Annotated in this window: 18 protein-coding genes; 10 read left to right on the top strand and 8 right to left on the bottom strand. The window is 68.9% G+C overall.

The features are described 5' to 3' along the window. The first annotated feature begins 590 nt into the window (after positions 1-590). On the top strand, positions 591-1,001 hold the full coding sequence (locus ACJ8AT_RS37215) for a TonB family protein (protein ID WP_407742730.1): 411 nt from the start codon (positions 591-593) through the stop codon (positions 999-1,001). Between the two features lie 27 nt (positions 1,002-1,028). Here the strand turns inward: ACJ8AT_RS37215 and ACJ8AT_RS37210 are convergent, their stop codons facing one another. Further along, positions 1,029-2,561: a DUF4153 domain-containing protein gene (locus ACJ8AT_RS37210; protein ID WP_407742729.1), complete on the bottom strand. Its 1,533-nt coding sequence runs from the start codon at positions 2,559-2,561 to the stop codon at positions 1,029-1,031. A gap of 140 nt (positions 2,562-2,701) precedes the next feature. Continuing rightward, a complete protein-coding gene (locus tag ACJ8AT_RS37205) occupies positions 2,702-4,744 on the bottom strand; it encodes a peptidylprolyl isomerase (RefSeq protein WP_407742728.1) in 2,043 nt (680 codons plus the stop codon). 465 nt (positions 4,745-5,209) lie between these two features. Between ACJ8AT_RS37205 and ACJ8AT_RS37200 the strand changes: the two genes are divergently transcribed. The 6 genes from ACJ8AT_RS37200 (at position 5,210) to ACJ8AT_RS37175 (ending at position 12,595) form a co-directional block, all read left to right on the top strand. Next, positions 5,210-5,827 carry a hypothetical protein gene (locus ACJ8AT_RS37200; RefSeq protein ID WP_407742727.1) on the top strand — a complete coding sequence of 206 codons (618 nt, stop codon included), beginning with the start codon at positions 5,210-5,212 and terminating at the stop codon, positions 5,825-5,827. 45 nt (positions 5,828-5,872) lie between these two features. Further along, positions 5,873-6,808, top strand: a complete 936-nt coding sequence (locus tag ACJ8AT_RS37195) for an AAA family ATPase (RefSeq protein WP_407742726.1) — start codon at positions 5,873-5,875, stop codon at positions 6,806-6,808. After that, positions 6,805-8,130, top strand: coding sequence for a DUF58 domain-containing protein (locus ACJ8AT_RS37190; protein ID WP_407742725.1), 1,326 nt, complete (start codon positions 6,805-6,807; stop codon positions 8,128-8,130). Before ACJ8AT_RS37195 ends, ACJ8AT_RS37190 begins: the two co-directional genes overlap by 4 nt. 30 nt (positions 8,131-8,160) lie before the next feature. Continuing rightward, positions 8,161-8,424, top strand: a complete 264-nt coding sequence (locus tag ACJ8AT_RS37185; protein WP_407742724.1) for a hypothetical protein — start codon at positions 8,161-8,163, stop codon at positions 8,422-8,424. Between the two features lie 223 nt (positions 8,425-8,647). Beyond that, positions 8,648-11,446 carry an SNF2-related protein gene (locus tag ACJ8AT_RS37180; RefSeq protein WP_407742723.1) on the top strand — a complete coding sequence of 933 codons (2,799 nt, stop codon included), beginning with the start codon at positions 8,648-8,650 and terminating at the stop codon, positions 11,444-11,446. A 156-nt stretch (positions 11,447-11,602) separates the two neighbouring features. Beyond that, positions 11,603-12,595, top strand: a complete 993-nt coding sequence (locus tag ACJ8AT_RS37175; protein WP_407742722.1) for a hypothetical protein — start codon at positions 11,603-11,605, stop codon at positions 12,593-12,595. A gap of 51 nt (positions 12,596-12,646) precedes the next feature. Here ACJ8AT_RS37175 and ACJ8AT_RS37170 read toward each other — a convergent pair whose 3' ends face one another. The 4 genes from ACJ8AT_RS37170 to ACJ8AT_RS37155 form a co-directional block, all read right to left on the bottom strand. After that, the gene (locus ACJ8AT_RS37170; protein WP_407742721.1) at positions 12,647-13,198 is read right to left on the bottom strand and encodes a hypothetical protein; all 552 of its coding nucleotides are present in this window, start codon (positions 13,196-13,198) and stop codon (positions 12,647-12,649) included. 157 nt (positions 13,199-13,355) lie between these two features. After that, on the bottom strand, positions 13,356-15,008 hold the full coding sequence (locus ACJ8AT_RS37165) for an alpha-amylase family protein (protein WP_407742720.1): 1,653 nt from the start codon (positions 15,006-15,008) through the stop codon (positions 13,356-13,358). Positions 15,009-15,127: 119 nt separating this feature from the next. Continuing rightward, the gene (locus tag ACJ8AT_RS37160; protein ID WP_407742719.1) at positions 15,128-15,418 is read right to left on the bottom strand and encodes a hypothetical protein; all 291 of its coding nucleotides are present in this window, start codon (positions 15,416-15,418) and stop codon (positions 15,128-15,130) included. 60 nt (positions 15,419-15,478) lie between these two features. After that, complete coding sequence (locus tag ACJ8AT_RS37155; protein ID WP_407742718.1) at positions 15,479-16,531, bottom strand: DUF72 domain-containing protein; 1,053 nt, start codon at positions 16,529-16,531, stop codon at positions 15,479-15,481. A 341-nt stretch (positions 16,532-16,872) separates the two neighbouring features. Here ACJ8AT_RS37155 and ACJ8AT_RS37150 point away from each other — a divergent pair, with 341 nt between their 5' ends. Together ACJ8AT_RS37150 and ACJ8AT_RS37145 are read left to right on the top strand one after the other, a co-directional pair. Beyond that, on the top strand, positions 16,873-17,724 hold the full coding sequence (locus tag ACJ8AT_RS37150; protein ID WP_407742717.1) for a DUF6310 domain-containing protein: 852 nt from the start codon (positions 16,873-16,875) through the stop codon (positions 17,722-17,724). Position 17,725: 1 nt separating this feature from the next. Further along, positions 17,726-18,487, top strand: coding sequence for a DUF5953 family protein (locus ACJ8AT_RS37145; RefSeq protein WP_407742716.1), 762 nt, complete (start codon positions 17,726-17,728; stop codon positions 18,485-18,487). 321 nt (positions 18,488-18,808) lie between these two features. Here ACJ8AT_RS37145 and ACJ8AT_RS37140 read toward each other — a convergent pair whose 3' ends face one another. Together ACJ8AT_RS37140 and ACJ8AT_RS37135 are read right to left on the bottom strand one after the other, a co-directional pair. Beyond that, positions 18,809-19,732 (bottom strand): diacylglycerol/lipid kinase family protein, encoded by a 924-nt coding sequence (locus tag ACJ8AT_RS37140; protein WP_407742715.1) that lies wholly within the window; start codon positions 19,730-19,732, stop codon positions 18,809-18,811. Positions 19,733-19,960: 228 nt separating this feature from the next. Beyond that, positions 19,961-20,848: a PhzF family phenazine biosynthesis protein gene (locus ACJ8AT_RS37135; protein WP_407742714.1), complete on the bottom strand. Its 888-nt coding sequence runs from the start codon at positions 20,846-20,848 to the stop codon at positions 19,961-19,963. Between the two features lie 129 nt (positions 20,849-20,977). On the opposite strand from ACJ8AT_RS37135, the gene ACJ8AT_RS37130 reads away from it, so the two are divergent. Then, the coding region (locus ACJ8AT_RS37130; protein WP_407742713.1) for a GntR family transcriptional regulator at positions 20,978-21,365 on the top strand (388 nt) is incomplete at its 3' end.

Raw genomic sequence — 21,365 nt, 5'->3', positions numbered from 1 at the left:
AAAAGGACCACACCCCGCGAAGTATCGGACAGGCAGGGGCACAGGCATGGGGCCTGCCCCTTTACGGACGCGGCGCGCCGCACTTGAATCTCTCTCTGGGCAGAAGGCCTCAGGGCCAGGCCGGATAGGTGGGAGGCCAGCACATGCGGCAGGAGGCTGACGCGAAGTCCGTGTTGTTCGCCTCCGTGCTCGAAGCCGATACGCACCAGGCTGAGCGCCGCGCGAGACTGTTACGGGTGGTGCCGATCGTCCTCGCCCTGCACCTCCTCGCGGTCATGGGGCCCAGGCCGGATGGGCGGGAGACGAATCGCCTTCCCGTCCGTGCAGGGAATGACGACGCCCCCGTCCTCAAGCTCCTGGCAGCCCGGCCCGCTCTTCCGTCGGCGGCGGCCGCAGCAGCCGTGCCCGCGCAGACTGCCACCCGGAGAGTGGCTGCCCGCAAAGTGCTTCCCCGCCTGAAGCCCGCACCGCTGCCGACGCGAGCGCCCGAGGTCCAAGAATCGCTCCCGCCCTCCGAGAACCTTCCCGAGGCCGACGACGTGCCTTCGTCCCCTCGCGATACCTCTGAAGCCGAAGGCGGAGCCGTCCCCATGGATGTCACGCTGGACAACGTGCAGCAGGTGCCCGTGGGCGGAGGGGTGGGCGGCGTCCCTGGCGAAGTGCTCCCTGGCGGTGGGCCGGTGCCACCACCGCTCACACCCGAGGAGCGGGAGGCGTGGGTGGAGCGCTATGTGGAGACGCTCATCCACGACCGGTTCGAGCACGTGCGCTATCCGCACCTGGCGTCCGCGGCGGGCATCCAGGGGGATGTGATGCTGCGTTTGTCCATCAGCTCCCAGGGCCAGTTGCTCAGCATGGAGCTGCTGGGCCGCTGCCCGCATCCGGTGCTGTGCGACTCCGCGCAGGAGACCGTGCGCGCCGCCGCGCCCTTTCCTCCACCGCCTCCGGAGCTTGGCAATCCCTGCCTTCTGGAGTTGCCGTTCCGTTATCGCCTCCACTGAGCCGCGAGGTGGCTAGCGGGAGCGCGGCTACTGGAGAGAGCCGGCGGCATCGAGCGCCCGCCGCGCCTGCCAGTCCCCAAGGTTCCACCCGGTCCAGCTCCGCTCGCCGCTCAGCTGCTGGGTGAAGGGGGCCAGCATCGCCGCCCGGCGGCTGGGGTCCATCTCCGTGGAGCCCTGCACCAGTGCGGGCACCGCGTCCGTGGAGAGCTCGGACAGGTACTCCATGTCGAACACCCCTGAGCTCACGTGCAGCTCCAGGTTGCTCCGCGCGATGAAGGCGTCCGGGTTGACCAGGTTGATGGCCAGCACCGAGCCCAGCGCCGTGAGGAACACCCCGATGGCGAACCGCTCCGGGCGCCACCACAGCGTCACCGCGCGCCAGCTCAGCACAGCGCCCAGCGCGTACATGAACACGTGCGTGTACAGGCGCAGGTGCGTGTAGCCGAACGCCGCCTCGTAGAAGGCCATGCGCTTCATCGCCGAGGCGAGGATCACCAGGCTCAGCGCCACCGTGCCCGTGGAGCCCACGCGGAAGGCCAGCTCCGCGCCCCGGGACTCGCGGCGCGTCCACCGCGCCAGCGCCATGATCAGCGCCAGCGTCAGCGCGGACACCCACACCAGTTGGAAGAACCCGTGGCGTGCGTACTCGGCATAGCTGTAACCGGGCGCCGGCGAAGTGGCTCCGCCGATGAACAGGTAGGCGACCTGGAAGCCAGCGAACACGAGGAAGAGCGCATCCACCGAGAGCACCAGCATCAGCGCCTCGATGATCCCCAGCCGCGCCTTCGCGGGCGGCGCCTCCGCCTCGCCCCACTCACGGGCCCCGCGTCGGCGCAGCGCGTGGCCGAAGACACCCGCCGCCACGCACGCGCAGAACCCCACGCCCACCGTGCGGGTGAGGGCGCTCTCGAACATCTCGCCCAGCGGCACCGACAGCACCCGGTCCATCGCCGAGGCGAACGCCACATCCGCCGACTGGAGCAGCACCGCGAACACCGCGAGCACGGGCAGCGCGAACAGCAGCCCTCTCACGAAGGGCATCAGGCGCGGCACGTGCTGCCGAACCCCTCGCAGATCCACCGCGTCACGCGCCACCGCCGGCGGGTAGATCAGGAAGTTCACCGCGGAGAAGAAGACGGTGAGGGGATAGCCGCCCAGGCCCAACCGCTGCACCCGGCCCGCCGCCCAGAAGTGGGTGAGCAGCAGGAGCAACACTGCCGAGGCCAGCACGTTGAGCGCCATCAGCCACGGGCTGGCACGCACCGCCACGAACCCCGAGAACACGAGCAGCGGCACCGCGAGCCATGCATTCGGCCGGGCCCGCTGCCAGCCCTCTCGCCCGCCCAGCACCAGGAGCGCTCCCAGCAGCGCGACGACGACCAGGGGGAAGGACACGCCCCAGCGGTCCGCGTCCAGGAGCAGGTCCGCGATGAGGCCCGTGGCGAGCGCCGCCACGAACATGGGACGCGGCGCTCTCACCCGGGGCAGCACCGAGGGGGCAGGCGCCACCTGGGGCACGGCCTCGCTCGGACCGGTGAAGGAGGGGTTGAGTGTAGACATGGCGCATACCTCTCGTCGGATTCGCAACGTGGAATGCCGACAGCATGCGCATGCTTCGAGGGTGGGACCGCGGCTCGGCGGGCGAACGGTCGGGAGCGGCTCCTGAGCGGCTGGCCCCCTCCCCTGACCGGTCCGGCCCGTCAGGGCTCCGTCCGCACCTCGAGGATGACGTCTCCCTCCTGCAGCGCGTCCACCACCTCCATGCCCGAGACCACCTCTCCAAAGGAGGTGTAGCGGCCATCCAGGTGCGGCTGCGGCGAGTGGGTGAAGAAGAACTGGCTGCCTCCCGTGTCCTTGCCCGACAGCGCCATGCCGAGGGTGCCCCGGGTGTACGGGCGGCGTGTCATCTCGCAGCGGATGGGGTAGCCCGGACCGCCCTCTCCGTCCCCACGCGGATCGCCTCCCTGGGCGACGAAGTCCGGCACCACGCGGTGGAAGGTGATGTCTCGGAAGAAGCCCTTACGCGCCAGCGCGTAGAGGTTGCCTGAGGTGACTGGGGCCTCCTGTGTGTCCAGCGCGACGGTGAAGTCACCCTTCCGGGTGTGAAAGGTGAGCTTCGCTCCCGCCGGGGCCTTGGGAGCACGGGCTGTCCCTGGCGGGAGTTCCCGCCGCACCGAGCGCACGGGCTGACCGGTCATTCCGGTGAGCGCATCCGCCGCCACGCGCCGCACGTTGGCGTGAGGATGCTCCAGCCAGGTCCGAAGGACAGGCTCCGCCTCCTTGCCCGCGAGCGCGACGAGCGCCCCCGCCACGGGCTCTGCCAGATCCGGCTCCTGGGGCACTCGGACCGCCAGCGCACGGACCTCGGGCAGGGCCTCCGTCGCCTTCATCTTCCCCGCCACGGTCGCCGCCGCCGCGGCCACCACCGGATCCGCTCCCTTCATGAGGGCTCTCAGGGGCTCCAGCGCCTCGGGCACGGGCCGCGCCCCCAGGGCCTCCAGCGCGGCCAGGCGCACTCGCGCGTCCGGGTGTTGCAGCCAGGCCACCGCCTCCTTCGCGCCTCCCTGCCCGGGGGTCTGCGCTACCTCGCGAAGCCCGAGCGCCAACCTCCGCGCCTCGGGCACCCGGTCGCCTCCGCAGCGCAGCACCTCCGCGGGCGCCCCCGTCTGCCGATCCATCGCCGCGGAGAGCCGGCAGTCGAGCCACGCCAGATCCTCGAGCACCACGGCCGAGGCCCCTCGAGGCGCCTGCCGAATCAAGCTCCGCAGCTCTTCGAGCACCGGCCGGCCGTCAGGAGGCAACCCCTGCTGAGCCATGGCCAGGATCGCGTGCCCCGCCGGGGAATCTCCCGCCGCGATGGCTCCCGCCTGCCGCTTCAGCGCCCGCAGCGCCTCCAGCGGCGCGCAAGGGCCGCTGCACTTCGCGGCGAGCTTCGCCAGCGAACGCGCCGCCTCGGCCGCCACGCGAGGCTCCGAGTCCTCCAGCAATCGGCCCAGGAGGTTCGCATCCTCCGGCCCTGCCACCTCCGGAAAGCCCTTCGCGCACAGGGCTCGGACATCCGGGGACACGTCCGAGACACACTTGCGCAGGAGCTCGAGCGCGGCAGGCCGCCGGACATAGGCGAGCAGATAGGCGGCGCCGTAGCGGGCCTCCTCGGGCTGTTGCGGCGCCAGCAGTGCTCCCACCGGTTCGAGGGGCACCTCCGAGAGCGAGGCCCCCCGCCGACCCGCCACGCCCAGGGCCAGCGCCGCGCGTCCCGCCACGGCCTCCCGCTTGTCTCCGAGCCGCTCGATGAGGCGTTGCACCGCGCCAGGAGTCCCCACCTTGCTGAAGGACTCCAGCAGCGTCCGCCGCACGGACAGCTCCGCCTCCGCCGCCTCGGCCGCGAGCAGCGCTTGAGTCAGCCGGGCCTTCATCTCCTCCGGTAGCGGCTCCCAGGACAGCCCCAGCTCTCCCGCGGCGAACGCGGCCTCATCCCTCACCTCCGGCTCCGGCGCCGAGAGCCCGGCGAGGATGATCTCGGCCGTCGCGGGATCCTGGATCCGCGCCAGCGCACGCAAGGCGCGAGCCCGCACCGCCGCTCCTCTCTGTCCCTGGGCCCACGCGGTGAGCTGTCCCTCCCCGAGTGAGCGGCGGTCCTCCCAGTCCGCGATACGAGCCAGAGCCTCGGAGTCCCCCGCGTCGGCGGGGACGTTCCGGAAGCAGGCCGACAGGCTGGCCAGGGCCAGGAGGCAAGCGGACACGCGGGCAGACAGTGAGCGCATGAGGTGCGGCGTAGGCCAAATCCCCGCTGAAATCCAGGGGTTACGATGTGACTGGTTTGACTTGAACGGCGCGGCGCCAGAAGATGGACGCCCCTGAACCTCGCGCAAGGAGCGCTGGCTCTGAAATGCCCCGGCTGTGGCACCCAGGTCGCGGATGGCACGTCCATCTGCCCCAAGTGCGACTACATCATCGACGCGTCCTTCCTCTCCGCTGAGCCGCCCCCGAGCGGCGGTGACGATGAAGCGACGGGCGCAGCCGCGGATCCTCGGACCACGAAGCCTCCGTCCCGGCCGCGCACGGGAAGCACCGGTGCGACGTCCGCCGTCACCACGGGCACACGGCGCGTGGCCACCGGCAAGACAGGCTCACGCCCCGCCGTCAAAGCCGTCTCCCCCGATGGAGGGGCTCGTAGCAAGCCGGGTGTCCGCGCCGTGTCGAAGCCCGTGTCCCGCTCTGTCCCCGCGGTCCGCCCCGCGCCGCAGTCCGCGAGTGCCAGCGCGCCGGACATGGAGCTGGACGATGCCGAGCCGCGCAAGCCACTCCTGCCTCCCTCGCCGGCCTCCAAGGGCTACGCCACCACCAACACCAGCGGAAAGATCGTGGCGCCCGAGGAGATCATCTCGGATGCGCGAGCGTTCTTCGGCGAGCTGATGCGCTCGGACAAGATCGCCTTCGGGGGCTGCTGCCTCGTCATCCTCTCCTGCTTCCTGCCCTGGAAGGAGACGGCCGCGGAGGGAGACGTGCTCGGGCTCATGAGCGCCGGCGCGGGCGCCCTGATCGGGGCGGCGATCGTCATCGGCTCCATCTTCATCCGGGTGCGCCGCAGCCTGCCGAAGTTCAACCCCCTGGTGCCCTGGGCCATGCAGCTCGGAGTGTCGTTCTTCTCCCTGCTCTATACCGTCGTCTTCATCAAGTCCGCCTTCGACACCACCGAGGTCCCCTCCGCCATCGGCAACCGGCTGATCATGAACTCGTCGCCCAGCTTCGGGGTGTTCCTGGGGCTGCTCGGGACGATTGCGGCGCTGACGGGCTCGGTCATGGGGTTGAGGGAGCGCACGTAAAAACCCGCGCCCTCGCGCGGCCACCGGACTAGCGTCTCCGCCGCGATGCCCAGCGATACTCCCCTCTCCCGGCTCACCGCGGCGCTCGACGCGACCGTGGTCGGCCAGCGTCACGTCATCACGGATCTGGTGACGGCCTTCCTCGCCCGCGGCCACGTGCTGCTCGAGGGCGTGCCCGGCGTGGCCAAGACGCTCACCGCGCGCAGCATGGCCTCGGCGCTCGGCCTGAAGTTCACCCGCGTCCAGTTCACCCCGGATCTGATGCCGAGCGACATCCTCGGCACCAACGTCTTCCATCCGGCGGAGAACCTCTTCCGCCTGGTGCGCGGCCCCGTCTTCACCGAGGTGCTGGTGGCTGACGAGATCAACCGCACCCCGCCGAAGACGCAAGCGGCGCTGCTGGAGGCGATGGAGGAGCGCCAGGTCACCATCGACGGAGTCTCCCATCCGCTGCCGCCGCACTTCTTCGTGGTGGCCACGCAGAACCCGCTGGAGCTGGAGGGCACCTACCCGCTCCCGGAGGCGCAGCTCGATCGCTTCCTCATGCGCGTGCGCGTGGGCTACCCGGAGGCGGACGCCGAGGTGACCATGCTGCGAGGCTTCCACCAGCGCGAGGGCAAGCCCGCCTCGGTGGAGCACGTGCTGGATCTACCCACGCTGACGGAGCTGCAGGCCCGGGCCGCCCGCGTCACCTGCGATGAGTCCATCCTCGCCTATGTGGTGAAGCTCACTCGCGAGACGCGCGCCCACCCGCGCGTGCGCCTGGGAGCCTCTCCCCGCTCGGCGCAGGCGATCCTGGCCGCGGCCAAGGCGCGAGCGGCGCTGCAGGGCACGGACTTCGTCACCCCGGATGAGGTGAAGGCGGTGGTGCCCAGCGTCCTCAACCACCGCCTGCTGCTCAAGGCGGAGGCGGAGGTGGAGGGCGTCACTCCGGACGATGTGCTGCGGCAAACGCTGGAGCAGGTGAAGGTTCCCCGGTGAGCCTGGGCCGCCCCGTCCCCACCGGGCTCGCCGTGGCGCTGCTGGCGTCGACGCTCGTGCCCGCGGCGCTGGCCGTGGCGAGCCCCGCCTTCGCGTGGCTGGCGCTGGCGCTCGACGTGGCCGTGGGGGTGCTGTGCGTGGTGGACTTCGCGCGGGCCCCTCGGGCCTCGGACGTGGAGCTCCGGCGCGAGGTGGAGCCCATCCTGCGCTCGGGCGTGGACAACGCCGTGCACCTGGAGCTCACCTGCCGCCGCGAGGCTCCCATCCGAGGCGAGCTCCGGGACGAGGCCCCCGTGGACGTGGCGGTGGACGGGCACCGGCAGCCCTTCTCCGTCGCACCGGGCCTGCAACCGACGCGGGTGAGCTACACGGTGCATCCGCCGGCCCGCGGGGACGTGCGCTTCGGGGATATCCACCTGAGATTGATGGGCCCGCTGGGCCTGTGCGCGCGGCAGGTCCGCGTTCCCGCCGAGCAGGTGGTGAAGGTGTATCCGGATCTCACCGCGCTGACGCAGGAGGCGCTGGCCCTGGCGCGAGCTTCGGATGCTCCGGCCGAGCGCCCCCAGCCGCGCCCGGGCGAAGGCCGCGAGTTCGAGTCCCTGCGCGAGTACCGCACCGGAGATGACTACCGCACCATCGACTGGAAGGCCTCGGCGCGCCGGGCTCGGACCATGGTGCGCGTGTACCAGCCGGAGCGGAACCAGCCGGTGCTGCTGCTGCTGGACTGCGGGCGCCACATGGCGGGCAAAGTGGACGGCCGCCGCAAGCTGGATCACGCGGTGGACGCGGCGCTGCGGCTGGCCAAGGTGAGCCTGGACGCGGGGGATCTGGTGGGAGTGCTCGCCTTCGCCAGCGACGTGCGCGCCTACCTGCCCCCGCGCAAGGGGCGCGAGCACCTGCGCCTGCTCACCGAGGCGCTCTACCGCGCCGAGGCCGCGCTCGAGGAGAGCGACTACGGCCGGGCCTACGACTTCGCCTTCGCGCGCAGCTCTCGGCGCTCGTTGGTGGTGCTCTTCACGGACCTGGTGGATCCGGATGCCTCGGGCACGCTGGTGGCCCGCACGCTGATGCTGCGCCCGCGCCACCTGCCGCTGGTGGCCTCGCTGCTGGACGAGGATCTCCAGGCCGCGGCCACAGGCGTACCGAGAGAGCCGCAGGACGCCTACACACGCCAAGCCGCCGCGCGCCTGGAGGACGAGTACCGGCGCACAGCGGTGACGCTGCGGGACTCCGGGGTGCTGGTGGTGCGCGCGCCGGCTCGAGGTTTCGGCGCGGCGGCCATCAACACCTACCTGCACGTGAAGTCGCGCGGACTGCTCTAACCTTTCAGGGGCCTGGAGGGTCTTGGAGACATGACACGAACGCTCCTGCTGCTCCTGGGCTTGCTGGCCGGCTGTGCGACGGTGCCAACGCAGTCGTCGGATCAGGCATCGCCAACGAAGAAGGCGCAGGCCTGCACCTTTGACATCGACTGCCCCAGTGGAAATTGCGACTTTGGCGAGTGCTCGCCGTTCTCGAAGTCTTCAGACTCGGACAAGGGGATCGGGATCGGAAGCGCCTGTCTCTCGGGCACAGACTGCTCGAACAACATCTGCCAGGGCGAGGACTGCCACTGAGCCACGGGCAGAAGGTGGCGTTGTCCTCCGGCCCCAAAGCGCGGCGCACCAGGAACTGTTCCACCGTCCGCCGTCAAGTCCCTTGTGCGAGAGCCCGGCACATGCCCGCATCACGGCGTCGCTGATAAAGAACCGTGCCAATCGCTCCGGAGCCGATTTTCCGGCCTCGGAGACGACCCCCTTTACAGCGCGATCTTGCTCCCCAAAATAGCGCCCGTGCTACATGCCCGTCGCAGTTGGCGGTGCTTCCTCGAACGGAGATCGGGTCTTGGGTGTGGAGGTCGCGCGAGGTCTGAGAGTCGAAGTCGAGGTGTCTGCGGCGGCGGCGACGGCGGCACGGAACGAGGCGGAGCCTGGACGGCCCCTCACGCCGTTCCATGAGCGGCTGCTCTCGGAGGAGCTCACCCTCCGCAGCGCCGACTCGCACCAGCGCATGGCCAACGCGCTGTCCGAGGCCAAGGTTGATCTCAACCCGCACCAGGTCGAGGCCGCCTCGTTCGCGCTCGACTCGCTGTCGCGCGGCGGCTGCATGCTCGCGGACGAGGTGGGGCTGGGCAAGACGATCGAGGCGGGCCTCGCCATCGGCCAGCTCATCGCCGAGGGCAAGACGCGCATCCTCATCCTCGCGCCCGCCACGCTGCGCGCGCAGTGGAACAGTGAGCTGAAGGAGAAGTTTGATCTCGAGTCCGTGCTGGTGGACGGCCGCACCGTGCGCGCCACCGGCAACTGCTTCGATCAGCCCTTCCCCGTCATCTGCTCGCACCCCTTCGCCGCGAACAAGGCGGCGCTGCTCGCCGAGATCCCCTGGGACGTGGTCGTCATCGACGAGGCCCACCGCCTGCGCAACGCCCACAAGCACGGCCACAAGACGGGCCAGGCCCTGCGCGCCGCGCTCCAGGGCCGCCCCAAGCTGCTGCTCACCGCCACGCCGCTCCAGAACGATCTCATGGAGCTGTTCGGGCTGATGTCGCTGCTGGACGAGCAGATCCTCGGCCCCGAGCACGCCTTCCGCAGCCGCTACCAGGTGGACCCAGAGTGCGGCGGCCTCAAGGAAGACGCCGTCACCGAGCTCAAGGAGCGGCTGGCTCCGGTGGTGCAGCGCACGCTGCGCCGGCAGGTGCGCGAGTACGTGCGCTACACCAACCGCCGCAGCATCGTGGAGGACTTCGCGCCCTCGCCCGAGGAGCAAGATCTCTACGAGAAGGTGAGCGAGTACCTCCGGCGCTCGGAGGCGGCGGCGATCGAGCCGGGCAAGAAGACGCTGCTCACCCTCTGCTACCGCAAGCTGCTGGCCTCCTCCACCTACGCGATCGCCCCCACGCTGCGGAAGCTCGCGGACAACCTGGACAAGCGCCTGGAGGCGGCCAAGCTGGGCGCCCAGGCCCTGGCCCTCTTCGAGCCCGAGGAGGCCAAGCAGTACGCCGAAGAGGGCGAGGAGTGGTCGGACGAGCCCGCCAAGCCCAGCAACATCCGCACGCTCCAGAACGAGGTGTGGGAGCTGAAGCAGTACGCGGATCTGGCGGAATCCATCAAGGTGAACGCCAAGGGCGAGGCGCTCAAGCGCGCGCTGGACCGGACGTTCACGGTGATGCGGGCGCACCAGTGGCCGGAGAAGGCGCTCATCTTCACCGAGTCCAAGCGCACGCAGCAGTACCTCTTCAACCTGCTGTCGGCCCACGGCTACCAGGGGAAGATCTCCCTGCTGTCCGGAGACGTGGCCGCCACGCCCGAGGAGCGGCGCGGGCTCGTGGAAGAGTTCCGCAACCGCACGCAGATCCTCATCTGCACCGAGGCCGGCGCCGAGGGCCTCAACCTCCAGTTCTGCAACCTGGTGGTGAACTACGACTTGCCGTGGAACCCCCAGCGCGTGGAGCAGCGCATCGGCCGGTGCCACCGCTACGGCCAGCAGCGCGACGTGCTGGTCATCAACTTCCTCAACCGGCAGAACGCCGCGGACGCGCGCCTGTTCGAGCTGCTGGAGAAGAAGCTCAACCTCTTCGACGGCGTGTTCGGCGCCTCGGACGAGATCCTCGGCGCGCTCGAGAGCGGCGTGGACTTCGAGCGCCGCGTGCTGGACATCTACCAGTCCTGCCGCCACCCGGACGAGATCAACGCCGCCTTCGACAAGCTGCGCTCGGACATGGAGCAGCGCATCAGCTCGCGCATGACGGAGATGCGCTCGGTGGTGCTGGAGCGCTTCGATGGAGACGTGCGCCGCCGGCTGAAGCTGGCCGGAGAGCAGACCAAGGAGGTGCTCGCGCGCAGGCAGCAGGAGGCGCGGGCGCTCACGGGCTCCGTGCTGGGCAACCGGGCCTCGGGCCGGCTTCAGGTGGCCAAGGCCGCCTACGCCGTGCGCGACCGGACGCACGACGCCATCAACTACCTGCAGCTGGACGCGGCGGGGCTGCCCTCGCGGCTGGCCCGGCTGGCGGGCTACGAGGGCTGGTGGTTCGTCTACAAGTTCGAGCTGTCGGGCCTCAAGCCCGAGGAGAAGCTCGTCCACCTGGTGCTGATCCGCGAAAAGGACGGAGGCTTCCGGGCGCTGCCGATGGCCGACGGCGCGCACTTCGTGAAGCTGGCGGCCAAGCCGGAGAAGCGCCGGCAGCCCGAGGCCGTGTCCGTGTCACTGCTCCAGGAGCAGGCGCTGCTCATGGCCAAGGACGAGCTGATCCGCGCCGCCGAGCGCCGCAACGCCTGGGAGCTGGACCGGGCCCGCGAGCGCGCGGACCGCTACGCCGAGGACTGTCTGCTGGAGTCGCGCGAGGCGGTGGAGCGCACGCGCGAGCAGTGGGCGGAGGCGCGCAAGGCGGTGGTGGCGGCGGAGGAGGCCGCGGACCGGATCAAGGCCCGCGCCCACGCGGACCGCATGGAGCGCGAGTACCGCAAGAAGCTGGCCTCGCTGCGCAATGAGGAAGAGAAGCGCTACGCGGCCAAGGACCGGCAGATCGCGGACCTGGTGCACAAGGCGAAGGTGAACGAGAAGCGCTCGCTCATCGCCTCCGCCTATTTCTGGCTGAGCTGAGCCCCGGATTCCTGCCTCATCGCCTATTTCCAATCTCTTCGCATACACTGTCCGACTTGACACACATTTCCGCCGTATCCCTCTTGATGTGGACCTGAGGAATACATTACAGCTTCCTGGACGTGGGACTGACCCACGATGCAGGAGGAGCGGTCCATGGCGAACAGACAACGGGATGCGGGGCTCACGGGCTCCAGTGCTCGGAGGAACGAGCCGCCCCCTTTCTCTTCGCCGCTCCCCAAGGCTCCGAAGACCGGGGCGCGCCGCGCGCTGAGCGCCAATCCGGAACTCCCCTGGGATGCGCAGGAGGATGCCGCTAACCTGTTGGCGGATCTTCCCATCCTCCCCCGAGTCCCCTCCATCTCCGGCGTGGCGCAGTCCGCCTCCGTCCGTCCGCCCCCTCCCATGCGTGACTACGACGACGAGCCCTCCTTCACCCCCTCGCTCCGCGCTCCGGTGGATGCGCCGCGGCCGGAGACGAAGTCTCGCAAGGCGCTGGCCCCTGCTCCTGCGAAGAAGCCCAAGCCCTCGCGCATCGCGGACTTCGTGCGGACCGCGTTCGCCGAGCGCATGTACGGCTCGGTCCGCTACCGGCTTCACATCGGCGAGCCGCCGGGCTCCAAGAACAAGCGCAAGCCCCGCGAGCCGCTGCTGCTCATCCCGAGCCAGGACCAGGATCCGGCCATCTTCTGCGGCTGGCTGGACGTCTCGAAGAAGGAGGCGCAGATCCGCAGCTACAGCGTGATGGTGCTGCTCCACGAGAGCCGCCACGGCTACGAGCCCGACATCAGCCAGGAGGAGTATGAGCGGTTCACCCGCAAGCTGATGGACACGCTGTTCGACGGCGGCATCCGCCTGGTGCTCCTCGTCCCGGACCTGCAGGACCACGAGCCGACCAACTTCAATCGCGTGCCGGCCAAGCGCGTCTCCGAGCCCGTGGCTGTGACGCCCGCGCCGTCACCGCGCAGGCTCCGTCCGGTGCTGGGGGTCATGTTCCTCTTCGTGCTGGCCTTCACGCTGGGAATGAACGCGGAGCACCTTTTCTCCTGGCTCGGGCATGCGCTGGCGTGGTTCGGGCATGATGCGCCCATCTGGTTCGCGCACGCGCTCGCCTGGATCCGGCAAGCGGTTCCCTTCCTCCACTCCTGAGAGCGGGGTGGAGCCCGCCCTCCTCCGACAGGAACCGGCTCGACGGACGACCTACTGGCCCGCGGGCTGGGCGCCGGGAGTCGTCCCGATGAGCGGCTGCATGTTGAAGTTGCCCACGGGAGGCTGGGGGACGCCGTAGCTGCTCTGGGGCAGTGGCTGCGTGGAGCTCGGCGTGGACGGCTGCGTGCCGAAGTTCCCCATGATCGCCGAGTCCAGCGCGGAGCTGTCCAGGAACGACTGCGGGAGGGGCGTGGTGCCCGCCAACGGTTGCAGGAGGGGGCTGCTGCCCGTCAGTGGTTGATTCAGGTTGCTGCTGCCCATGAGCGGCTGCTGTAGCTGATAGCTGCCCGTCAGGGGCTGCTGTAGCTGATAGCTACCCGTGAGCGGCTGCTGTAGCTGGTAGCTGCCCGCCATGGGCTGCTGTAGCTGGTAGCTGCCTGAGAGCGGCTGCTGTAGTTGGTAGCTGCCCGCCATGGGCTGCTGCAACTGATAGCTGCCCGCGAGCGGCGGCTGGGCCGCGTTATTGGTCTGCTGCGCGCTGGCCGTCCCGGCCACTCCCCAGGTCAGCGCCACGGCAGTTGCCGCCAGGATTGCCTTCCTCATGGTCCTCTCCTCCCCTGCGCTGCCGCAGGAAGGCGCCCACGGCAGGCGCCTCGTCACAATGTCTTGTCCCTGTAAGGTGGAGATGGCGACGAGGTTGCGGCAGCCAAGGGACAGGCGGGCGCCAGAACGCTCGTCACGGTGACAAGCGTCTGGGTCTCTACCTGGAACGCTTGAGGATGTAGTCGAGCCCGCCCACGCGGAACCACCGGTAGCCGTAGCCCTCGAGCTCAATCTGGTGCTGGCCGCGTCCATCCGCTCGCGAGTGGTCGCCCGAGAGCAGGTTCGCCAGCAGCCCTGCGTCCGCACTCCCGGCCCCGAAGGTCACCGTCCGGCTCTTGGCGTCGAAGTTGTGGAGGAACACCACCCCGTTGTTCCGCCAGTCGTACCGCAGCGCCAGCACGTGCGGCGAGCTCGTCTCCAGCACGCGCCACTCACCCCAGCCAATCTCCGGGCACTCCTTGCGAGCGCGGATGAGGCGCTCGGTCCAGTTCAGCAGCGAGTTGGGATCCGTCCGCTGATCGGCGACGTTCACCCGGGGGTAGCCGAAGAAGCCCTCCGAGATGACGGGCAGGATCGTCTTCTTCGCGGTGGAGAAGCCCGCGTTGCGCTCGGTGGACCACTGCATGGGCGTGCGGAACGCGGCCCGCTCCTTGAGCGAGAGATCCTCTCCCATGCCGATCTCATCGCCGTAGCGCATCACCGGTGTGCCCGGCAGCGTGAACATGAGGCTGTAGGCCAGCTCCAGCCGCCGGCGGTCCCCCTCGAACATCGGCGCCAGCCGGCGGCGAAGGCCTCGCTCGTAGAGCTGCATCTTCGGCTCGGGGCCGAACTCCTCGAACACCCGCTCGCGCTGCTTGTCGGTGAGCCGGCCGAGATCCAGCTCATCGTTGTTGCGCAGGAAGTGCGCCCACTGCGAGAACTCCTCGGTCACCCGGGTGCGCTCCAGCACCTTGGCCAGCGGCCGCGCGTCCGCCGAGGCCAGCGCGTAGAACACGTTCTGGTTGACCAGGAAGTTGAACATCATGTGCATCCGGTCGCCGTCGTCGCCGAAGTAGTCGAGATCGTTCTTCGGCTGCACGTTGGCCTCGGCGAGCAGGATCGCGTCCCCGGCCCGCCACTGCAGAAACTCGCGGATGTTCCTCAGCAGCTCGTACTGCTCGGGGTGGGGCCCCCGGGGGCCCTCTTTCTGGATGACGAAGGGCACCGCATCCACCCGGAAGCCGGACACGCCCATCTGCAGCCAGAAGCCGATGATGCGCTGAACCTCGGTCCGGACGTCCGGGTTCTCCATGTTGAGGTCCGGCTGGAACTTGTAGAAGCGGTGGAAGTAGTACGCCCTGGCGGCCGGGTGATAGCTCCAGGTGCTCTTCTGCACGCCGGGGAAGACCATGCCCTTGTTGGCCTCCCGAGGCTTCTTCTTCGACCAGACGTACCAGTCGCGGAACTTCGAGCCCGGATCGCTCACGGCCGCCTTGAACCATGGGTGCTGATCCGAAGTGTGGTTGAGCACCAGATCCATCAGGATCCGGATGCCGTGCTTCTTCGCCTCGTGGGCGAAGTCGACGAAGTCCCCCAGCGAGCCCACGCTCGGGTGGACCCCGTAGTAGTCGGAGACGTCGTAGCCGTTGTCCTTCATGGGCGAGGGGTGGAAGGGCAGCAGCCACACCGCGTTGACGCCCAGGCCGGCCAGGTACCCCAGGCGCCGGGTCAGCCCCTCGAAGTCGCCCACCCCATCGCCGTTGGAGTCCATGAACGTCTTGACGTCCAGGCAGTAGACGATGGCGTTCTTGTACCAGAGGTCGTCAATCATGGTTCCAGGGCCTTGAGCCGAACCCAGGTGGCGCCCCAGCCCCCATCAGCCTCACTGGCGGGCGGTGAAAAAGATGCAGATCGAGATTTCCATCGACTGGAAGTTCGACCACTTCGTCTTCAGAGAGACTGTCCTCCAGGGGTGGAGGGGACTGCGGCGGTTCGCTGGTTCGGCGGCGCATAGACGCCCTCGGACTCCTGCTTCTTCCGCTCCGCCTCGAGCCGAGCCTTCTGCCGCGCCTCGCGGAACTGTTGCGACAGGGAGGTGACTTCGTTCTTCAGGGCAGAGAAATGTTTTCCTACGTCCGCGGCGGAAGACCCTGCCTTCTCCTGCTCACTGGCCGTGCCGCTCCCCGCGCCGCCCGCAGACGTCAGCTGAACCACGAGTGCCGCTAGCATGAGTGGCTTCATGTCTTCCTCTTCTAGCAAGAGGTATGCACGACCTGCCAGGTCTTCCAGGTGCAAAATTCCTTACGCACTACCCGATGACGCGCCACGTCGGCCGCTGAGGACCTGATCCATGCTCGCGGCGAGCTTGAGGGCGGACAAGGGAGCGCTGCCCTCAGCCTTGTTGTTGATGATCACGAAGGCCGGCAGCCCCTTATGCGAGGCAGCGGCGCAGATGCCCGCCAGGGCCTCGCGGGTGACGATGTCCTCGTCCACGAGCCGATCGAAGGGCGCGTAGCGGGCGTAGGCCTCCTCGTAGCCAAGGTGCGGCGGCAGCATCCACCGCGCCACGAGCGCGCGGGACTCGAGCGCGCGAGTGCGCACGGCCTGGTGCACCACCGGCGGCATCTGCCGCCAAGCCGAGAGCACCGGGCACACGCCCAGCTCGGAGAGCGCCTGGGCAAAGCCCTCGGTGAGCAGCTCGTCGTTGCGGACCTCGACGGCGTAAAGGGGGCCGCGAGGCAGCGCGGCGAAGAAGGCATGGAGCCGCTCGACGAAGCGCCCCGGGCCTCCAAAGGAGCGGGGGTCCTGGGGCGGGAACTGGAAGACGAGCGGCCCGGCCTTGTCACCCAAGCCCTCGACGAAGGGCGCCACCACCATGTCGGCCGCGTAGCTGGCCTGGAGGAAGCGATCGTTGATCTGGCCTCGGTGGACACCATAGCGCTCGTGCAGTGGGTAGCGCGCCATGGTGCAGACCTCGTGGGCCTTCACGAGGAAGCGGAAGCCGGGAGGCACCTGGGCGGCGTACTCGGCGAAGGTGACGGCGGAGACGGGGCTGTAGAAGGTCCGATCGATGCCCACGGTGCGCAGCACCGGGTGCCGGGCATAGGCCGAGAGCCCCTGTCGCGCGAGCATCGACTGCGCCGCGTCCCGGTCGTAGACGAGGCCCGCCCAGCCCGGGAAGGCCCAGGAGGAGGTGCCGAGATAGAGGCCCTGGGGCAGCCGCTCGCCGAGGGCGCGCACCTCTTCCGAGACGGGAGCGGGCCCCACGGGCTCCGCCTTCCGGGAGCGGCGCGCCTGCGTCGGTGAGACGCCGCCGGTGAAGAGATCGAGCTGAGAAGGGTCTCGCTGAGACATGAGAGCGACTCCGGAATCCTGAGCACCCGGCCACCGAGGACACACCTCGATGGCGCGTGGAGGCGGACATAACGCCAGCACGGATAGAATGCATCAGGTCGGGTCGCTTGTGCCCAACTCTGTACGTTGGCTGCCTGGACAGCGGGCAGCCGGGGCTACCCTTCGGTAGGCCCCAAGCATGCTCACCGAGGCGGCCGACCTATCCCAGAACGGGCTAGCCTTGTCCCAGCACACACGCTTGATGGAAGAAAGTGGCCATGCTCCTCCGACCTAGCAGTGCACTCCTGCCTCTGCTCTTCGTTGCTGCCTGCGCTACGACGGAGCCAAGCGTAAAGGAGCCGGTGGCCCGCAACCCGAGGCTCGTCAATCTTCAGAGAGCGGCGACGCTGCCCTGGAGGGACGAGGGGCAGTGCGTGGTCCATGAAGCCTCCCATCCCTGGCCCGTGGTGGTGGAGCGATGCTTTCACGCGCTCGACTCCAAGCGGATCCGGTTTCGCGATACCGAGCGACGTTGTTCTGTCGCCTCGGCGGATGCGGCCACCCTGGAGACGATGGTCGGCATCTGCCTCTTGACGCAGCCAGAACTTGTCGTGGGAGCGGTGGTCATCATCGGGACGGTAGTGGTCGCCGTCGCGATCGCCGAGGCGCTCGATGACTATGCGCGCAGGCCCCGTGGCAACACCGAGGCCGAGGCGTCCTCCGGGAGAGCAGCGCCCGTGACTGCAGCCACCTCAGACGAACCCCAGGCGGACCGACGACCTGAGCCAGACGGTTCCTCTTCAGGCCGGGACTGGCTGCCCCCACAGTCACCAGATCCCTCGGATCGTGGCCCTGAGTGCACGCCCAGACGGGTGCCACCCAAGGGGGGGCATCCCTTCCATGACACGTGCGCCGACAATGTTCCGCTCAACGCCTTCCGTGGCGCCAACGCGCTGGTCAACGGCAAGGCGTTCGATGCTCTGCAACCGGCCGCGAGCATGCTGTGGGAGGTCAAGACCGACAACTTCGACACGTACCCGCCCGACCTTCGAGACATCGTCATCCGAAAGCAGGTGCGGGAATTTCGGCGCGAGCGCGAACTCGCAAGGGCCTGTGGGTTTGGCTTTCGAGTCGGCGTGCGCAGTGCTGCGCACAAAGCTGCTCTTGAAGCACAGGATTCCACCCTCGACATCATCGTCATGGACTGGTGCTGACATGGTCGCTAACAACCCCCATGAGCTTGTCATCATCGTCCACGCGCCTGATCTCGTAGGCGACGATGCCCGCCCTCTGGCCATTGTGCGTGGAATGGAGCGCGCGTTTCCGGGCTTGCGCCTCGTGTGGACAACTTCCGACGAGGGGAAGCGCACCCTCCTGGCGGATCGCGATGCATGGCTCGCCCAACAGAGGCGGGTCGGAGAATTTCCGCTCCTCCACAATGGCAATGAGAGCCACTACGTGTCGGTGTCCGGATGGGAAGCGGCGACGAACATCTCCCCTGGAGGGCAGGCCCAACTGGAAGTTCATGCCAAGCTGCCGCTGAACGCAGCCGGCATTGCAGCGGCGGCGGCGGTGCTCGAAGGCGTGGCGGAAGGCGCACGCGCGTTCTGGGGTCGCGCAACGCCGTTCAACGCAGCCGTCGAGATTTCGCGGCAGACCCGAGATCCGGTGCGAAAGCCAGGGGACCCTCCACGGGGGCTGCCAGCGCTCAAGTTCCCAGACTCCCTCCGTGCTCCCGAGATTCCGCATTGCCTCGGGTGGCTGAACTACTGGTCGGCCGCTACCGCACACGCCATCGGGTTCCCGAGGCTCGACTGCGACGCGGAGTTGCTCTCTTGGGCAAAGCGCACCGCGACGGGCGGGTGGGTGGTCCGGCTCACGGAGGCGCCGTTGGATCTCGACCATCCCGCGCACCTCAAGGCGCTGCTTCTCGCCTACGAGCGCTTCCCAGAGATCGGCGGGCGCTCAGCGCCTTAACTATCAGCGCCCATATGCCCGCCAAGCACTCGCCTGCCGCATTGTGGTCAATGCCTCACAAGCTTTTTGCGGCAGCTACACGAACCCCCATGACAACACTTACCATCCTCAAAGACATCACCCGAGTAGCTTTGACAAGTGCTGGTCACGAGCAATCACGCTATAACGAACCCACTTGGCAACACCTCCACAAGACAATCCGACCTTACCCCGCATTGACCGCCGACCCTCAGAGAATCCCCGTCATCCTCAATGCTCGTCATACCCTCATTCGGACTGGCCTTGCGAGGCTCTTCTGTTCTGTAGAAAGCCACCGAGCAGCTACACCTTGAGGCGGATGGCCGCGGGCAGCACCGTCATCTTCACCGGGAGCCGGCCGGGCACCTCGCCGTCGATCTCGATGAGCACCTCCTGCCCGCTCGGGCTCTCCGCCTCGAACGAGCGGCACTGCAGACGCCGGGTCCCCTTCCACGTCACGTGCTCGCCGCTGTAGATGCCCTTGGACTTGAAGATGAAGTCCTTCAGCGTGTAGCCGGTCCAGATGGTGATGTCGAAGAGCCCATCGTGCGTGAGCGCGTCCGGCGCCACGCACATCCCGCTGCCGAAGTACCGGCCGTTGGCCACCGCCACCACGTTGATGGGCAGCACCTGCGGCTCACCTCCGTCCGCGCGCAGCTTCACGGTGGGCGGCTCGAAGCGGAACATCCCCTTCACCGTGCCCCACACGAACGCCATGTTGCCGCCCAGGGCCTTGTTGCTCGTGTTCACCTCGTTCGCCACGAACGCGCTCACCCCCAGCGAGGCGATGTTCGCGAAGTAGCGCCGCTCCAGCTTGCCCTCGTGGTTGGTGTACTCCACCAGCCCCACGTCAAAGGGCTCCGTCTTCTCCGTGTGCAGCCGCGCCAGCGCCGACTCCAGCTCCAGGTCCCACCCGAACGCCCGCCGGAAGTCTCCGCCCGTGCCGCGCGGGATGACGCCCAGCGCCGCGTTCGGGTTGATCGCCTTGCCCTCGTGGAAGAAGCCGTTGACCACCTCGTTGATGGTGCCGTCCCCGCCCACCGCGACGATGCACTCGTAGCCATCCTGGATGGCCTTGCGGGCGATGCGCGCCGCGTCCATGGCTCCGGCCGTGAACTCCTGCCCGAAGTCGCCAATGGCCCGGCCCACCTGGGCGGACAGCTCCGCCCAGCGCTTCCCCGTCTGACCACCGGCGCTGCGCGGGTTGACCACGAGGAACGTCTTCATTCAGCCCCTCTCCTCCTACCTGATGACGCCTGTTTACGTGCTGGCGAGCCCTCGCACCACTTCGCGGTGCGCTCTCGCCGCCCGGGCACTGATACGGGGGCGGTACATTACCCTGTTCGTGCCACGCCAGGCGTCCACAGCAGGAGGCTCACTCCGAGTGCCAGCTCCAGAGCCCCTCCCCGTGAGCGAGGGGCTTCGGCCAGCGCTACCCGGGGGCCTGAGGCGCGCTCAGACTCGCAGCTCGCCCTCGATGACCGTCACCGCCGCGCCGCCAACGCGCGCCCGCTCGAGCGCGCCTGGACGCCCCTTCACCTCGAGCTCCACACGGCCCGGCTTGCCCATGGCGTCTCCCTGCTCGGCCCGCACGCGCACCGGGCCTCCCGCCTCGGGCAGCCGCAGCACTCCGTGGTTGACCAGGTACGCGGCCAGCGGCCCGTGCGCGGAGCCCGTCACCGGATCCTCGGCGATCCCGAACCCCGGCGCGAAGAAGCGCGCGTGCGTCATGCTGCTGGCCTCCTGGGTCTCGCGGGTGAAGGCGAACACGCCTCGGAGGCCATGGGGCTGCATGGCCGCCACCAGCGCCTCGTTCCGGGGGGCCAGCGCCCAGATATCGTCTCGGCGCAGCAGGGGCACGAAGAGCTTGTGCCCATTGGCCAGCACCGGCAGCGAGCGATCCACCATCTCCGCCGTGCCGCCCAGCAGCGGCATCACCGACTCGAGGGGCATTGGGCTCTCGCGCCACGGGTACTGCGGGGTGACGATCCAGACGCGGCTGTGGCGCGCGTCCACCGGCTCCAGCTCCACGTCATACGTCCCGGCGGCGCAGTCGAGCCGGAAGTGTCCCGCCCGGTCCAGCAGGCCGCGCTCGCTCAGCAGGTGGAACGAGGCCACGGTGGCGTGGCCGCAGAACTCGATCTCGTCCGTGGGGGTGAAGTAGCGCAGGCGCACCGCCACATCCCCCGGCCGGGAGAGCACGAACGCCGTCTCCGAGGCAGCCACCGCCGCGGCGATCCGCTGCATGGCCCCCGTGTCCAGGCCCGCGGCGTCCAGCACCACCCCCGCGCGGTTGCCGGCTCCAGGGGTCCGGGTAAAGGCATCGACGATCGAGACCTGCATGACGTGCTCCTTCCAAGGCTCAGGCAGGGCTCGGCGCCCCGCCCAGATTGTCTCCACACAATCCAAAGATTCGACGGTGACAATAAATGCATTGCGGACAATCCGGCGTCAATTGTATTAATTGTCACCATGACAAGCTGGACACCGGAACTCCAAGGCCGGGACGGGCCGCTCTACCGAGCCATCGCGGATGCGCTGGCGGTAGACATCGAGGAGGGGCGGTTGGCTCCCGGCACTCGGCTGCCCACGCACCGCGAGCTGGCCGAGCGGGTTGGAGTGACGGTGGGCACCGTCACTCGCGCCTACGCCGAGGCCGAGCGCCGAGGGCTCATCGGAGGCGAGGTGGGCCGAGGCACCGACGTGCGCCACCGCGAGGCGCCGCGCCACCTGCCCTCCCTGGCTGTCGAGCCCACGGATGACACGCTGATCGAGCTGGGCCTCAACTGGCCCGCGCCCCCCGAGGGAGATCCCGCCACCCAGGCGCTGCGAGGGACACTGGAGGCGCTCCAGCGCTCGG

Source organism: Hyalangium sp. (assembly GCF_045802625.1).
In the GTDB taxonomy this organism is placed as follows: Bacteria; Myxococcota; Myxococcia; order Myxococcales; family Myxococcaceae; genus Hyalangium.
The sequence above is the reverse complement of the archived record's forward strand: the minus strand, read 5'-3'. Positions and strand labels throughout refer to the sequence as shown.

Coding starts and splice junctions, on each gene's coding strand:
- ACJ8AT_RS37185 (WP_407742724.1), top strand. CDS start 8,161: ATGACACGAACGCTCCTGCTGCTCCTGGGCTTGCTGGCCGGCTGTGCG.
- ACJ8AT_RS37145 (WP_407742716.1), top strand. CDS start 17,726: ATGGTCGCTAACAACCCCCATGAGCTTGTCATCATCGTCCACGCGCCT.
- ACJ8AT_RS37155 (WP_407742718.1), bottom strand. CDS start 16,531: ATGTCTCAGCGAGACCCTTCTCAGCTCGATCTCTTCACCGGCGGCGTC.
- ACJ8AT_RS37135 (WP_407742714.1), bottom strand. CDS start 20,848: ATGCAGGTCTCGATCGTCGATGCCTTTACCCGGACCCCTGGAGCCGGC.
- ACJ8AT_RS37215 (WP_407742730.1), top strand. CDS start 591: ATGGATGTCACGCTGGACAACGTGCAGCAGGTGCCCGTGGGCGGAGGG.
- ACJ8AT_RS37180 (WP_407742723.1), top strand. CDS start 8,648: ATGCCCGTCGCAGTTGGCGGTGCTTCCTCGAACGGAGATCGGGTCTTG.
- ACJ8AT_RS37140 (WP_407742715.1), bottom strand. CDS start 19,732: ATGAAGACGTTCCTCGTGGTCAACCCGCGCAGCGCCGGTGGTCAGACG.
- ACJ8AT_RS37170 (WP_407742721.1), bottom strand. CDS start 13,198: ATGAGGAAGGCAATCCTGGCGGCAACTGCCGTGGCGCTGACCTGGGGA.
- ACJ8AT_RS37175 (WP_407742722.1), top strand. CDS start 11,603: ATGGCGAACAGACAACGGGATGCGGGGCTCACGGGCTCCAGTGCTCGG.
- ACJ8AT_RS37210 (WP_407742729.1), bottom strand. CDS start 2,561: ATGTCTACACTCAACCCCTCCTTCACCGGTCCGAGCGAGGCCGTGCCC.
- ACJ8AT_RS37165 (WP_407742720.1), bottom strand. CDS start 15,008: ATGATTGACGACCTCTGGTACAAGAACGCCATCGTCTACTGCCTGGAC.
- ACJ8AT_RS37195 (WP_407742726.1), top strand. CDS start 5,873: ATGCCCAGCGATACTCCCCTCTCCCGGCTCACCGCGGCGCTCGACGCG.
- ACJ8AT_RS37160 (WP_407742719.1), bottom strand. CDS start 15,418: ATGAAGCCACTCATGCTAGCGGCACTCGTGGTTCAGCTGACGTCTGCG.